The 13,083-nt window shown below is 72.6% G+C and carries 12 protein-coding genes; 7 read left to right on the top strand and 5 right to left on the bottom strand.

All coding sequences use genetic code 11. The features are described from left to right. Positions 1-120 precede the first annotated feature (120 nt). Together coaA and QCD68_RS09190 are read right to left on the bottom strand one after the other, a co-directional pair. Positions 121-1,065, bottom strand: a complete 945-nt coding sequence (gene coaA, locus QCD68_RS09195) for a type I pantothenate kinase (protein ID WP_111073913.1) — start codon at positions 1,063-1,065, stop codon at positions 121-123. A 95-nt stretch (positions 1,066-1,160) separates the two neighbouring features. Further along, positions 1,161-1,646 carry a glutathione peroxidase gene (locus QCD68_RS09190; RefSeq protein ID WP_111073912.1) on the bottom strand — a complete coding sequence of 162 codons (486 nt, stop codon included), beginning with the start codon at positions 1,644-1,646 and terminating at the stop codon, positions 1,161-1,163. Between the two features lie 70 nt (positions 1,647-1,716). Here QCD68_RS09190 and glmS point away from each other — a divergent pair, with 70 nt between their 5' ends. Genes glmS through tsaE form a run of 5 tightly spaced genes read left to right on the top strand, consistent with a single transcriptional unit; the run spans position 1,717 to position 6,720 of the window. Beyond that, complete coding sequence (glmS, locus tag QCD68_RS09185; RefSeq protein WP_301222791.1) at positions 1,717-3,564, top strand: glutamine--fructose-6-phosphate transaminase (isomerizing); 1,848 nt, start codon at positions 1,717-1,719, stop codon at positions 3,562-3,564. A gap of 6 nt (positions 3,565-3,570) precedes the next feature. Then, on the top strand, positions 3,571-3,969 hold the full coding sequence (locus QCD68_RS09180) for a holo-ACP synthase (protein ID WP_111073910.1): 399 nt from the start codon (positions 3,571-3,573) through the stop codon (positions 3,967-3,969). Next, positions 3,966-5,069 carry an alanine racemase gene (gene alr / locus QCD68_RS09175; RefSeq protein WP_111073909.1) on the top strand — a complete coding sequence of 368 codons (1,104 nt, stop codon included), beginning with the start codon at positions 3,966-3,968 and terminating at the stop codon, positions 5,067-5,069. Before QCD68_RS09180 ends, alr (QCD68_RS09175) begins: the two co-directional genes overlap by 4 nt. After that, on the top strand, positions 5,066-6,229 hold the full coding sequence (gene alr / locus QCD68_RS09170; RefSeq protein ID WP_301222790.1) for an alanine racemase: 1,164 nt from the start codon (positions 5,066-5,068) through the stop codon (positions 6,227-6,229). Before alr (QCD68_RS09175) ends, alr (QCD68_RS09170) begins: the two co-directional genes overlap by 4 nt. Before the next feature lie 38 nt (positions 6,230-6,267). Then, positions 6,268-6,720 (top strand): tRNA (adenosine(37)-N6)-threonylcarbamoyltransferase complex ATPase subunit type 1 TsaE, encoded by a 453-nt coding sequence (gene tsaE, locus QCD68_RS09165; protein WP_301222792.1) that lies wholly within the window; start codon positions 6,268-6,270, stop codon positions 6,718-6,720. 343 nt (positions 6,721-7,063) lie between these two features. On the opposite strand, the gene QCD68_RS09160 is transcribed toward tsaE, so the two are convergent. Then, complete coding sequence (locus tag QCD68_RS09160) at positions 7,064-7,228, bottom strand: hypothetical protein (RefSeq protein ID WP_301222789.1); 165 nt, start codon at positions 7,226-7,228, stop codon at positions 7,064-7,066. 81 nt (positions 7,229-7,309) lie between these two features. After that, positions 7,310-7,918 carry a hypothetical protein gene (locus tag QCD68_RS09155; protein ID WP_221850135.1) on the bottom strand — a complete coding sequence of 203 codons (609 nt, stop codon included), beginning with the start codon at positions 7,916-7,918 and terminating at the stop codon, positions 7,310-7,312. 164 nt (positions 7,919-8,082) lie between these two features. On the opposite strand from QCD68_RS09155, the gene QCD68_RS09150 reads away from it, so the two are divergent. After that, positions 8,083-9,609 (top strand): 3' terminal RNA ribose 2'-O-methyltransferase Hen1, encoded by a 1,527-nt coding sequence (locus tag QCD68_RS09150; protein WP_301222788.1) that lies wholly within the window; start codon positions 8,083-8,085, stop codon positions 9,607-9,609. Then, positions 9,606-12,224: a polynucleotide kinase-phosphatase gene (locus QCD68_RS09145; protein WP_301222787.1), complete on the top strand. Its 2,619-nt coding sequence runs from the start codon at positions 9,606-9,608 to the stop codon at positions 12,222-12,224. Before QCD68_RS09150 ends, QCD68_RS09145 begins: the two co-directional genes overlap by 4 nt. A 227-nt stretch (positions 12,225-12,451) precedes the next feature. Here the strand turns inward: QCD68_RS09145 and QCD68_RS09140 are convergent, their stop codons facing one another. Next, positions 12,452-13,060 carry a uridine kinase family protein gene (locus tag QCD68_RS09140; RefSeq protein WP_301222786.1) on the bottom strand — a complete coding sequence of 203 codons (609 nt, stop codon included), beginning with the start codon at positions 13,058-13,060 and terminating at the stop codon, positions 12,452-12,454. Positions 13,061-13,083 lie beyond the last annotated feature (23 nt).

Here is a 13,083-nt window from a genome sequence, read left to right as displayed (position 1 = left end):
TGGTTTCGTGTCGTGGGGTCGTATATGTTAATAACACACAGAACCACGGACGTCCGTGGTTCGAGCGGGTTCCTGTCGTGCGACGCCACTCCGAACCGATCCGGGGGAGGACCCCGCCGGTCAGATCTTGCGGAGCAGGACGCTCGTCACCTTGTGGTCGGCGGCCTTCTTGAGCACGAGCGTCGCCCGCGAGCGCGTCGGCAGCACGTTCTCGAGCAGGTTCGGTTCGTTGATCGCGCGCCACACCCCGGTCGCCGTGGCCACCGCGTCCTCGCGGGACAGTGCGGCGAAGCGGTGGAAGAACGAGTCGGGGCTCGAGAACGCCTGCTCCTGCAGCGCCAGGAACCGGTCGACGTACCAGGACTCGATGTCCTTCGTCTTCGCGTCGACGTAGATCGTGAAGTCGAACAGGTCGGACAGCGCGAGCCGGCCGTGCACCGGCGGCGCCAGCACGTTGAGCCCCTCGACGATGAGGATGTCCGGCTGCCGCACCACGATCTCGGCGTCCGGCACGATGTCGTAGACCAGGTGCGAGTAGTACGGCGCCCGGACCTCGGTCGCGCCGCTCTTCACCTGGCTGACGAAGCGCAGCAGGGACCGGCGGTCGTACGACTCCGGGAAGCCCTTGCGGTCCATGATCCCGCGGCGCTCGAGCTCGGCGTTCGGGTACAGGAACCCGTCGGTGGTCACGAGTTCGACCCGCGGGGTGTCCGGCCACCGCTTCGTCAGTTCGCGCAGCAGGCGCGCGACGGTGCTCTTGCCGACGGCGACCGACCCGGCGACACCGATCACGAACGGCGTCCGTCGGGCGCGTTCGCCGAGGAAGCGGCTGGTCTCCGCGTGCAGGTCCCGCGCGCCGGCCGCGTACAGCGTCAGCAGCCGGGAGAGCGGCAGGTACACGTCCTGCACCTCGGTCAGGTCGAGCCGGTCACCGAGCCCCCGCAGCTGCACGATCTCGGTCTCGGTGAGCGAGAGGTGTTCCTTCGGCGCGAGCTGCGACCACTCGTCCCGCGGGATCTCCACGAAGGGGGTGGGGTGCGCGACGGTCGTCTCCGGGATCGGCATGGGATCGAGCGTACCCAGCCGGGAGGCCCGCCACCGGTCAGCGACGTCGGCTGCGGTGGACGGGCCTCCTGTCCGTCAGCGGGTGCACCCGCCGATCAGGCGGGGAGGGCCGCCTCGATGGCGGCGACGACCTCGGGGGCGTCCGGCTTGACCGTCGGGCGGAAGCGCGTGACGGTGCCGTCGGGGGCGACCAGGAACTTCTCGAAGTTCCAGATGACGCGTCCGGCCTTGCCCGAGGCGTCCGGGGCCTGTGTGAGCTCGCGGTAGAGCGGGTGCGCCGAGCGGCCGTTCACCTTGACCTTCTCGGACATCGGGAAGCTGACGCCCCACGTGGTGGAGCAGTACTCCTCGATGGCCTCGGACGAGCCGAGCTCCTGCAGGAACTGGTTGCTCGGGAAGCCGAGCACGGTGAACCCCCGCGGGCCGTACGTGCGCTGCAGTTCCTCGAGCTGTTCGTACTGCGGGGCGAGGCCGCAGCGCGAGGCGACGTTCACCACGAGCACCGCCTTGTCACCGAAGCTGCCGAACGTGGTGGTCTCGCCCTTGATGGTGGTGATCTCGATGTCGTCGAAGCGTCCCATGCCCGGAGGCTATCCCCACCCGCCGTGCGGTTCGCAGGGTGCTCCCCGCGCTGCCCGTAGGATCGATCCCATGTGTGGAATCGTCGGATACGTCGGCAGCAACAGCAGCACGGACGTCCTCCTCGGAGGCCTGCGTCGCCTCGAGTACCGCGGCTACGACTCGGCCGGCATCGCCGTCGTCGATCCGGCCGGAGACCTGACCTCGGCGAAGAAGGCCGGCAAGCTCCAGATGCTCATCGACGAGCTCGACACCAACCCGATCGCGGACGGCGGCACCGGCATCGGCCACACCCGCTGGGCGACGCACGGCGGCCCGACCGACGAGAACGCACACCCGCACCTGGCGGACGACGGCAAGCTCGCGCTGATCCACAACGGCATCATCGAGAACTTCGCCCCGCTGAAGGACGAACTGCTCGCCGAGGGCGTCGTCTTCCACAGCGAGACCGACTCCGAGGTCGCCGCGCACCTGGTCGCGCGCGAGTTCCGCCAGACCCACGACCTGACCGAGGCGATGCGGCGCACGGTCGCCCGACTCGACGGCGCCTTCACGCTCCTCGTCGTGCACTCCGACCAGCCCGGTGTCGTCGTCGGTGCCCGTCGCAACTCGCCGCTCGTGGTGGGTCTCGGCGACGGCGAGAACTTCATGGGCTCCGACGTCGCCGCGTTCGTCGCGTACACGCAGCGCGCCCTGTCGATCGGCCAGGACGAGATCGCCACGATCCGTCCCGACGGCGTCGACGTCATCCACTTCGACGGCACCCCCGCCGACCGCAACGAGTTCGAGGTGAACTGGGACGCCTCGGCCGCCGACAAGGGCGGCTGGTCCTCGTTCATGGCGAAGGAGATCAGCGAGGAGCCGGAGGCGGTCCGCAACACGGTCCTCGGCCGCGTGCACGAGGGTGCGGTCACGCTGACCGACCTCGAGCCGATCGCCGAGCGCCTGCAGCAGGTCGACCGCGTCATCGTCATCGCGTGCGGCACCGCGGCCTACGCCGGCATGCTCGGCAAGTACGCGATCGAGCAGTGGGCCCGCGTCCCCGTCGAGGTCGAGCTGGCCCACGAGTTCCGCTACCGGGACCCCGTCCTGGACGAGCGCACCCTGGTCGTCTCGATCAGCCAGTCCGGCGAGACGATGGACACGCTGATGGCGGTCAAGTACGCCCGCGAGCAGGGCGCCCAGGTCCTCTCGATCTGCAACACCCAGGGTGCGACGATCCCGCGCGAGTCCGACGCCGTGATCTACACGCACGCCGGCCCCGAGGTCGCGGTCGCGTCGACGAAGGCGTTCCTGGCGCAGGGCGTCGCGCTCTACCTGCTCGGGCTGCACCTCGCCACGCTCCGCGGCACGCTGACGGCGGAGCAGATCGCCGCCCAGGTCGCCGAGCTCGAGGGGCTGCCGGAGAAGCTGCAGCAGACCATCGAGGACGCCTCCGGGGTCGCCGAGCTGGCCAAGTGGATGGCGGACACCCGCAGTGTCCTGTTCCTCGGCCGACACGTCGGGTACCCGATCGCACTCGAGGGCGCGCTGAAGCTCAAGGAGCTCGCCTACATCCACGCCGAGGGCTTCGCCGCCGGTGAGCTGAAGCACGGTCCGATCGCGCTCATCGAGCCCGGCCAGATCGTCTTCGTCATCGTCCCGTCGCCGCGTGACGCCCGGTCGCTGCACCCGAAGGTCGTCTCGAACATCCAGGAGATCCGCGCCCGCGGTGCCCGGGTGATCGCCATCGCGGAAGAGGGCGACGCCGCCGTGCTGCCCTTCGCCGACGAGGTCCTGCGGATCCCGCTCGCGACGCCGCTGTTCGAGCCGCTGCTCGCCGTGGCGCCGCTGCACATGTTCGGCATGGAGCTCGCCGCGGCCAAGGGCCTCGACGTGGACCAGCCGCGCAACCTCGCGAAGTCGGTCACCGTCGAGTAAGCGGACGTGATCATCGGCATCGGGGTCGACGTGGTCGACCTGGAACGGTTCGAGCGGGTCCTGACACGGACCCCCGCGATGCGGTCGCGGCTGTTCACCGACGCCGAGCAGCTGCGGGACGGTGAGCCGCGCCCGGTGGCGTCGCTCGCCGCCCGGTTCGCTGCGAAGGAGGCCCTGATCAAGGCCTTCGGGTCGAGCGCCGGCCTGAGCTGGCGGGAACTCGAGGTCGTCGCGGACGACCAGCGGAACCCGTCGCTCACCCTGCACCAGGGTGCGCAGCGGGTCGCCGACGAGCGCGGCGTCGGGCACGTGCACCTCTCGCTGTCGCACGACGGCGGGATCGCGACGGCGTTCGTCGTCATCGAGGGCCGGGAGCGGCCCGCAACGGAAGGACCGATCGCGTGAGCGCGTTCACGGGGGTGACCGTCGACCGGGAGGCGTTGATCGCCAACTACGCCACGGTCGCGGAACAGGTGGCTCCGTCCGGCGTCGTCGCGGTGGTGAAGGCCGACGCGTACGGGCACGGTGCCGTCGAGGTCGCCCGGGCCCTGGTGGACGCCGGCGCGGACTGGCTCGGGGTCGCGGACCTCGACGAGGCGGTCGCGCTCCGTGAGGCCGGCATCGACGAGGGCGTCCGGATCCTGGCGTGGCTGCACGCCCCCGACGAGGACTTCCGCCGTGCGGCCCGGTACGGCATCACCCCGGCGGTCTCCAGCGTCGAGCAGCTCTCCACCGCGGCCGACGCCGACGTGCCGGAGGTGCACCTGGTCGTGGACACCGGCCTCAGCCGCAACGGAGCGGTCGAGTCCGAGTGGCCCGAGCTCTTCGCGACGGCCGCGGCCCTGACCCGGAACGGCGACCGCACCCGCATCGAGGGGCTGATGTCCCATCTGTCGAACGCCTCACGCTCGGACGACCTCGACCAGGACGCCGCACTGCAGCGGGCGATCGACGGCCTGGCAGCGGTCGGCATCCGCCCCGACGTCGTGCACCTCGCCGCCAGCGCGGGCAGCCTGGCGCTGCCGGAGACCCGCCGCGACCTGGCCCGGGTGGGTCTGGCGCTGTACGGACTCAGCCCGTTCCCGGACCGGACCTCGGCCGACCTCGGCCTGCGGCCCGCGATGCGGGTGACCGCCGCGGTGCTGCGGACGGTCGCGGTGCCCGCGGGTGACGGCGTCTCGTACGGGTACACCTGGCGTGCCGAGCAGGACACCCGGCTCGCGGTGATCGGGCTCGGGTACGCCGACGGCTTCGACCGGGCGTACGGCAACCACGTCTCGGTGCGGATCGGGGACCGACGGTTCCCGGTCGTCGGGCGGGTGGCCATGAACGCGATGCACATCGACATCGGGGACGCGGACGTCGCGATCGGGGACGAGGTCGTGCTCTGGGGCGACCCGGCGAACGGCGACCCCGCGGTGGAGGACTGGGCCGCCGCGATCGGCACCATCAACTACGAGGTGGTCGCCCGGGTCGGCCGCAGCGTCGAACGGAGGACGACGTGAGCGCAGGACTGCGCCGGGCGGTCATCGACCTGGACGCCTACCGCGCCAACCTCGACCTGGTCCGGTCGTGGATGCAGCCGGTCGAGGTGATGGCGATCATGAAGGCCGACGCCTACGGGCACGGCCTCGAACCCATCGCCCTGACCGCGGTCGACGCCGGCATCCGGTGGATCGGTGTGCTGACGGTGCCCGCGGCGCTGCGGCTGCGCGCCATCGGCGTCGGCGAGGACGTCCACCTGTTCACCTGGCAGCACGACCCGGGGCTCGACTTCCGCGACGCCATCGACTCGGCCGTCGACCTCGGTGTCTCCAACGTCGCGGAGCTCCGCCGCATCGTCGACGCGGTCGACCAGCGTCCGGCGCGCGTGCACCTGGGCGTCGACAGCGGCCTGCACCGCGACGGCGCGACCGCCGAGGACTGGACCGCACTCGTCGAACTGGCGCGCGACGCCCAGCGCGACGGCCGCATCGAGGTCGTCGCCGCGTACACGCACCTGGCGGAGTCCTCGGACGCCGACGACTCCGCCGCCGTGGCGCACTTCGACGCCATGGTCGAGCAGGCCGAGGACCTGGGGCTCGACATCCGGTGGGAGCACGTCGCCGCGTCGCTCGCCGGCCTGGAGCGCAAGGAGTTCCGGAAGGACATGGTCCGGATGGGCGCCAACCTGTTCGGCATCCCCGGTGCCGACGGGGTCTCCGCCGCCGACCTCGGCCTGACGCCCGTGATGACGCTCTCCGCCTCCGTCGCGAAGACGAAGCGCGTCCCGGTCGGCACCGGCGTCTCCTACGACTACACGTACCGCACCGACACCGAGACGACCCTGGCGCTCGTGCCCGTCGGCTACGCGGACGGCGTCCCCCGTGCCGCCCAGGGGCGCGTCGAGGTCGCGATCGACGACACCCGGTACCCGATCGCCGGCCGCGTCGCGATGGACCAGTTCCTGGTCGACGTCGGCGACGACGACGTCCGGGTCGGTGACACCGTGACGCTGTTCGGCACCGGTGAGGACGGCGAGTCCACGGTCCTCGAGTGGGGCCGGGCACTCGACACCATCGGCGAGGAGATCGTCTGCCGGATCGGCAGCCGGGTCCCGCGCGTGTACGAGGGGCACTCCGGCGAGGGCCGCGTGGGGGAGTACCTGCGGGGCGAGCGGTCGTGACCGTCCTCCTCGACACCACGGTCGCCACGACGGACGAGATGGGCGCGCTCGGTGCCCGGATCGCCGCCGTGCTGCGGGCCGGGGACCTGGTCGTCCTCACCGGGCCCCTGGGCGCCGGCAAGACCACGATGACCCGGGGACTCGGTGCAGCGCTCGGCGCTCGCGGGCAGGTGTCCAGCCCGACGTTCGTGCTCGCTCGGACGCACCCGACGACGGCTGGTCCGGACCTGGTGCACGTGGACGCGTACCGGTTGTCCGACCCGGTCGAGCTCGACGACCTGGACCTCGACTGGGACGGCTCGATCGTCGTCGTCGAGTGGGGCCGCGGCATGGTCGACGGGGTCGGTGACAGTGTCCTGGACGTCGAGATCACCCGGCCGACCGGTGGCGGGGGCGCGGACGACGACGTCGATCCGGACGAGGTGCCGGACGAACCGCGCCGGGTCGTCGTGACCGGGACCGGGCCGCGGTGGCAGGACGCCACGCTCTGACCGTCGGCTGACGCTCGTCGTCCTGGACGGGAGGCCCGGATCACCGGGCCCGCGTGGCGGACGTCGGGTGGGCCTCCCGTCCCGCTCTCCGCGGAGATCGGACAACCCGATCCGGAACGCTTGGCCGGTGGAACCGGGAAGCGTAGCGTCGCCCGCGCTACACCGCGGACCCTGGCCGCGGTCGCCCGTCCCCCCACTACCGGGTCGGACATCGTCGTGCGCCAACGTCGTACCCGACGGCGTCGTAGCGCGAGGACGCCTGTCGCGTGACCCGAACTCGAGGCAGGCGTCCTCGACCTCGTCGTGCGCGCCCGGAGCGCCCTGGACCGGCGGGGTGCGGACGTCAGCGGCGGGAGCGTCCGAGCAGGAGCACACCGAACAGCACGAGGACGGCCACGACGACCACGACGGTGACGAACAGGCCGGTCGCGTCCAGGGCGCCACCGCCGCCGTCGTTGCACGGCACGTTCTCCAGCGCACACGATGCTGCGGCCCACACGGCGTCCATGCGGTGACGGTACCGCCAAGCGAGCGGCGCGGACCAGGACCCGGCGGTGACGATCCGGCCACGAACGGTGACCGGTGCCGGTCAGTCGCGGCCCGCCCGGGTCCGCAGGCCGCAGCTCCGCCGCTCGAGGTCCGCCAGCGCCGCGACCGTCTGCGGGTCCCGCCCGCGCCACCGGTCCACCACACCGGGCCCGAGGGCGACGACGGCGTCCCGACCGACGAGGGCCCGCAGCGCGAGGAGTTCGGCTCCGTCCGGCGACCGGTCGACGCGGCTGGTGGCACTCGCGACCCGGACGAAGCGCCCACGGGTCCGGACCCACACCAGCAGCAGCAGGGCGATGACGACGACGGTCAGCCCGCCGCCAACCAGGTGCGCGAGGTGCAGGGCCGTGTCGTGCTGTTGAGCGCCGGCGGCGGCGACGGCGCCCGCGTGCTCGCTGGCCTTCCGGAGCGGGCTGCTGACGGTGTCCCCGGCGAGCGGGATCCGCGACAGTGCGCGTGCGGTGGCGGAGAGCTGCTGCTGGAACGCGGTCCCCTCGGACTGCACCCGGGTGCCGATCGTCGCGAGCCGGGCGATCGACCCCGCGACGTCGCGGCCGACGACCACCGCCAGGACGATGCCGACCAGCACCAGGACGTCCCCGACGAGTTGCCGGGCACGTCGGATCGGGCGGCTGTCGTACACGACCATCACGGGCCTCCTGTCGGGGGACCGGCGCCGGGTCCGGCGGGACGGTCGACGTCCCAGTCTGCTGACGTTGCCTGTGCGCCGTCCCGTCGTACTAGGCTCGCTCTCCGGCCTCGGACCCGCCGGGCGGCAGCGATGCCGGACCACGACGATCGGAGGCCACGCGCATGCTCGTGACCATCACCACCCGCGGCGACGCGGCCCCGGACCTCTCCCACCTGCTGCACAAGCACCCCGGGCGGGCCCAGTCCTTCGACCTCAGCGTCGGCACGGCACACGTCTTCTACCCCGCGGACACCCCCGACGAGTGCACCGCCGCCCTGCTGCTCGAGGTGGACGCCATCGCCCTCGCCCGCAGCAAGCGGTACGGCGCCGACGCGCAGGCGCTGTCCCGCTACGTCAACGACCGTCCGTACGCGTCGACCTCGATGCTCGCGTTGGCGATCGGGCAGGTGTTCCGCAGCGCGATGGGCGGACGCAGCACCTCGCGGCCGGAGCGCGCCGCCGAGCCGATGGACCTCGAACTCGGCCTGACCAGCGTGCCCAGCGAGGTCGACGAGCACGGGGTGGGCCTCGCCACCCGGCTGTTCGCGCCGCTCGGCTGGGACGTCGAAGAGACCCGCCGGCCGCTCGACGACACCCGTCCGGAGTGGGGCGACGCCGCCACCGTCGGGCTGCGGTTGCGTGGCCGGGTCCGGCTGGCCGACGCGCTCCGCCAGCTCACCGTGCTGCTGCCGGTGCTCGACGACGCCAAGCACTACTGGGTCGGCGACGACGAGGTCGGCATGCTGCTCCGTCGCGGCGAGGGGTGGCTGGCCGAGCACCCGCTCCGCGAGCTCATCACGACCCGGTCGCTCGCGCACCAGCGGTCCCTCGTCGACGACGCGACCGGACGGCTGCTCGGGCTCGACGGCACGGCCGGGGACAGTGGTTCGGTGGACGCGCCCGTCGACGAGGCGCCGGCGGACGACGACGGGGCGACGGATCGGCCCGAGACACCGCTGTACCGCCGCCGCGCCGAGGCCGTCCTGATGGCGCTCGCCGACGTCCGGGCCCACACGGTCGCCGACGTCGGCTGCGGTGAAGGTGCGCTGCTGCGGCACCTGTTCGCCGACCGCTCCTTCACGACGATCATCGGCACCGACGTCGCACCCCGCGAACTCGCACGGGCCGAGCGGCGCCTGCGCCTCGACGACGTCAGTGACGAGCAGCGTGCCCGCGTGCGGCTGCTGCAGTCCTCGGCCACGTACTCCGACGACCGGATCGCCGGCCTCGACGCGGTGGTCCTGATGGAGGTCGTCGAACACGTCGACCCCGAGCGGCTGCCGGCACTCGAGGCCTCGGTGTTCCAGGCCGCCCGGCCCGCCGCCGTCGTCGTGACCACCCCGAACGCCGAGCACAACGTCCGCTTCGCCTCGCTGGCGGCCGGTCGGTTCCGGCACCCGGACCACCGGTTCGAGTGGACCCGCGACGAGTTCCGCACGTGGGCGCAGGGCGTCGGCGACCGACACGGCTACACCGTCGAGCACCGACCCGTCGGCGACGACGACCCCGAGGTCGGCCCACCCACCCAGCTCGCACTGTTCCGCCGCCACACGACCGGCGGCCCGACGACCACCAGCGCGACGACCACCAGCCAGACGACGACCAGCCAGACGACGACCAGCCCGACGACCGGAGGCACCGCCGCATGACCGCCCTGACCGTCCCCACCATGTCCCTGGTGCTGCTCGTCGGCACGAGTGGTTCCGGCAAGTCCACGTTCGCCGCGCAGCACTTCGGCCGCTTCGAGACCCTGTCCAGTGACTTCTTCCGGGGCCTCGTCTCGAACGACGAGGACGACCAGGCCGCGACCCCCGCCGCCTTCGAGGCCCTGAAGCACGTCGCCGCCCAGCGCCTGCGGGCCGGACTGCTCACCGTCGTCGACGCGACGAACGTGCAGGCCGAGGCCCGTCGCGACTTCGTGCAGCTCGCCCGCGAGCACGACGTGCTGCCGGTCGCGATCGTCCTCGACGTCCCCGAGTCGGTCTGCATCGCCCGGAACGCCGCCCGCACCGGCCGGGACTTCGGCCCCGAGGTCATCCGACGCCAGCAGGGGCAGCTCCGCCGCGGGCTCAAGGCCCTGGGCAAGGAGGGGTTCCGCCGCGTCCACGTGCTGCACGGCGAGGACGAGATCGCCGCCGCCACCATCGTCCGCGAGCCCCTGCTCAACGACCGCACCGGCGAGCACGGTCCCTTCGACGTGATCGGGGACGTGCACGGTTGTCGCTCCGAGCTCGAGACGCTCCTCGGCTGCCTCGGCTGGACCCTGGTCCGCGACGACCTCGGCCGCCCCGTCGACGCCGTGCACCCGGAGGACCGCCAGGCGCTCTTCCTCGGCGACCTGGTCGACCGCGGCCCGGACTCCCCGGGGGTCCTGCGGCTCGTGATGGGCATGGTGCGGAACGGCCACGCCCTCGCCGTCCCGGGCAACCACGAGGACAAGCTCGTCCGTGCGCTCGACGGCCGCAAGGTGCAGACGTCGCACGGGCTCGCCGAGACCCTCGCCCAGCTCGCCGCCGAACTGGACACCTTCCGCGACGAGGTCCGCGAGTTCTGCCGCGCACTCGTCGGGCACCTGGTGCTCGACGACGGCCGGCTCGTCGTCGCGCACGCCGGGCTGAAGGAGCAGTACCAGGGCCGGGCCTCCGGCCGGGTGCGGTCCTTCGCGCTCTACGGCGACACCACCGGGGAGAGCGACGAGTACGGCCTGCCCGTCCGCCTGCCGTGGGCGGACGCCTACCGCGGGAAGGCGACGGTCCTCTACGGCCACACGCCGACGGTCGACGCCGAGTGGATCAACGGCACGATGTGCCTCGACACCGGGTGCGTGTTCGGCGGCAAGCTCTCCGCGCTCCGCTACCCCGAGCGCGAGGTCGTCCAGGTCCCCGCCGAACGGGTCCACTACGCCGCCGCCAAGCCGCTCGAGCCGCTGCGCGGACCGGGCACGTCGACGACCGCTGCCGCCGGTGCGGACGCGGGGCGTGCCTCCAGTCCGGCCGGGAGGCCCGTGGCCGGCCCCGCCGCACCGCGCCGCGTCCCCGGCCTGCTCCCGATCGAGGACGTCACCGGCAAACAGATCGTCGAGACCCGGCACCACGGTCGGATCGGCATCCGTGCCGAGAACGCGGCCGGCGCCCTCGAGGTGATGAGCCGGTTCGCCGTCGACCCGCGCTGGCTGCCGTACCTGCCGCCGACGATGAGCCCGGTCGCGACCTCGGCGCAACCCGACCACCTGGAGCACCCGGACGAGGCGTTCGCGTACTACCGAGGCCAGGGCGTCGACCACGTGCGGATGGAGGAGAAGCACATGGGCTCCCGCGGCACCGTGCTGCTCGCACGCGACCCGGACCGCTTCGGTGCACCGGCGGACTGGAACGGCGTCGTGACGACCCGCACGGGCCGGGCGTTCTTCGACGCCGCCGACACCCGGACCTTCCTCGGGCGGCTCGAGGCAGCGGTCGAGGCGGCCGGCCTCTGGGACGAGCTGGACACCGACTGGGTGCTACTCGACGGCGAGGTGCTGCCGTGGGCGGTCAAGGCCGAGGGCATGATCCGCGACTGGTACGCCGAGGTCGGAGCCGCTGCCGGCGGAGCGTTCCCGGACGCCCTCGCCGCGCTCGCCGCAGCACGTGACCGCGGCATCGACGTCACCGACCTGCTGGCCCGGACCCAGCAGCGCGCGGTGGACGCCACCGCCTACACCGAGTCCTACCGCCGGTACGCCGACCCCGCGACGGGCCTCGACGACGTGCGGTTCGCGCCGTTCCAGGTCTTGGCAGCCCGGGGACGGACGTTCGCGGACCGGCCGCACGGCTGGCACATGACGGTCGCCGACCGACTGGCCGCCGCCGCGCCCGATGTGGTGCGGGCGACCCGGTCGCTGCTCGTGGACGTGCGGGACGAGACGAGCCGTGCGGCCGGGGCCGAGTGGTGGCAGGACCTCACCGGCGCCGGGGGCGAGGGTGCCGTCGTGAAGCCCGAGTCGAACCTGACCCGCGGGCCGAAGGGACTGGTGCAGCCGGGGGTGAAGGTCCGCGGGCGGGAGTACCTGCGGATCATCTACGGGCCGGAGTACACCGAGCCGGGCAACCTGGCGCGCCTGAAGGACCGGGACCTCGGGCACAAGCGGTCGATGGCGCTCCGCGAGTACGCCCTCGGGCTGGAGTCGCTCGAGCGCTTCGTCGAGGGGGAGCCGCTGTGGCGCGTGCACCAGGCCGTGTTCGGGGTGCTGGCGATGGAGTCGGAGGCGGTCGACCCGCGGTTGTGAGCGGTGGGTCGTGAGCGGTCTCGGGCTGAGGTTCGCGCTGAGCGACAGTCCTCGTGGCCGGCGGCCCGAGTGCGGTCGCTCAGCGCGAACCACGCTGGCGGTCGCTCCACCGTGTCAGAGCGTCGGAGGCGGGATCACCCAGGCACGCTACTGTCGATGCACAGTCCCGCAGTCGAACGGCTGCTCGGGTTCTGGAAGCCGTCGTAGTCCCTCGGGTCACGGCGGGTTCACCCGTCTCCGGGCATGCGGATGTCCGACCGTCGAATCCGCGAGCGGTACCGGGTGTCTGCGGACTCCCGCGGGGCGAAACGCTCGGCGAAGTCGCGGTCGTTCGGGATCCAGACGTCGCGCCACAGGTCGTCATGCGAGCGTCCGAGTTCGCGGTCCCGAGCGATCCCTCGCCGGGCTGCCTCGTCGAGGTCGACGTCGCACCAGACCGCCAGGTCCAGGAGCCCCCGGACCTCCGGGTGGAAGAGCCCGATCAGGTCGACGACGAGCAGGTCGGTGGTCGGCAACGGCTCCGGTGCTCCGAGCGTGTGGGCGGACCAGTCGAACCGGCGGAACGTGCTCGCCCGACCGGCGCGGTGCGGCTCGAGGACCTCGGCAGCGAGCCGCAGGCGCTCGACCCCGTCCCAGTCCGTCGACCGCCGGTGAGAACGGGTCGGATCGAGGAAGTCGTCACCCCGGATCCGGACCGCCCCGGGCAGCGCGTCGACGAGCGCACGGGCAAGGGTCGACTTGCCGGACCCGCAGTGGCCGGACACCCCGACGACGAGCGGCGACCGTGCCGATCCGCGGAGTGTCCGGACGTGCTCGAGCAAGGCATCGCGGTCCATCCCGTCAGCGTAGGGCGGGCGCC

The organism is Curtobacterium sp. PsM8 (genome assembly GCF_030433875.1).
Classification (GTDB): domain Bacteria; phylum Actinomycetota; class Actinomycetes; order Actinomycetales; family Microbacteriaceae; genus Curtobacterium.
The sequence above is the reverse complement of the archived record's forward strand: the minus strand, read 5'-3'. Positions and strand labels throughout refer to the sequence as shown.

What these genes read in the sequence shown, in the direction of transcription:
- coaA (WP_111073913.1), bottom strand. Translation starts at nt 1,065, where the DNA reads ATGCCGATCCCGGAGACGACCGTCGCGCACCCCACCCCCTTCGTGGAG.
- QCD68_RS09190 (WP_111073912.1), bottom strand. Translation starts at nt 1,646, where the DNA reads ATGGGACGCTTCGACGACATCGAGATCACCACCATCAAGGGCGAGACC.
- glmS (WP_301222791.1), top strand. Translation starts at nt 1,717, where the DNA reads ATGTGTGGAATCGTCGGATACGTCGGCAGCAACAGCAGCACGGACGTC.
- tsaE (WP_301222792.1), top strand. Translation starts at nt 6,268, where the DNA reads ATGGGCGCGCTCGGTGCCCGGATCGCCGCCGTGCTGCGGGCCGGGGAC.
- QCD68_RS09160 (WP_301222789.1), bottom strand. Translation starts at nt 7,228, where the DNA reads ATGGACGCCGTGTGGGCCGCAGCATCGTGTGCGCTGGAGAACGTGCCG.
- QCD68_RS09155 (WP_221850135.1), bottom strand. Translation starts at nt 7,918, where the DNA reads ATGGTCGTGTACGACAGCCGCCCGATCCGACGTGCCCGGCAACTCGTC.
- QCD68_RS09150 (WP_301222788.1), top strand. Translation starts at nt 8,083, where the DNA reads ATGCTCGTGACCATCACCACCCGCGGCGACGCGGCCCCGGACCTCTCC.
- QCD68_RS09145 (WP_301222787.1), top strand. Translation starts at nt 9,606, where the DNA reads ATGACCGCCCTGACCGTCCCCACCATGTCCCTGGTGCTGCTCGTCGGC.
- QCD68_RS09140 (WP_301222786.1), bottom strand. Translation starts at nt 13,060, where the DNA reads ATGGACCGCGATGCCTTGCTCGAGCACGTCCGGACACTCCGCGGATCG.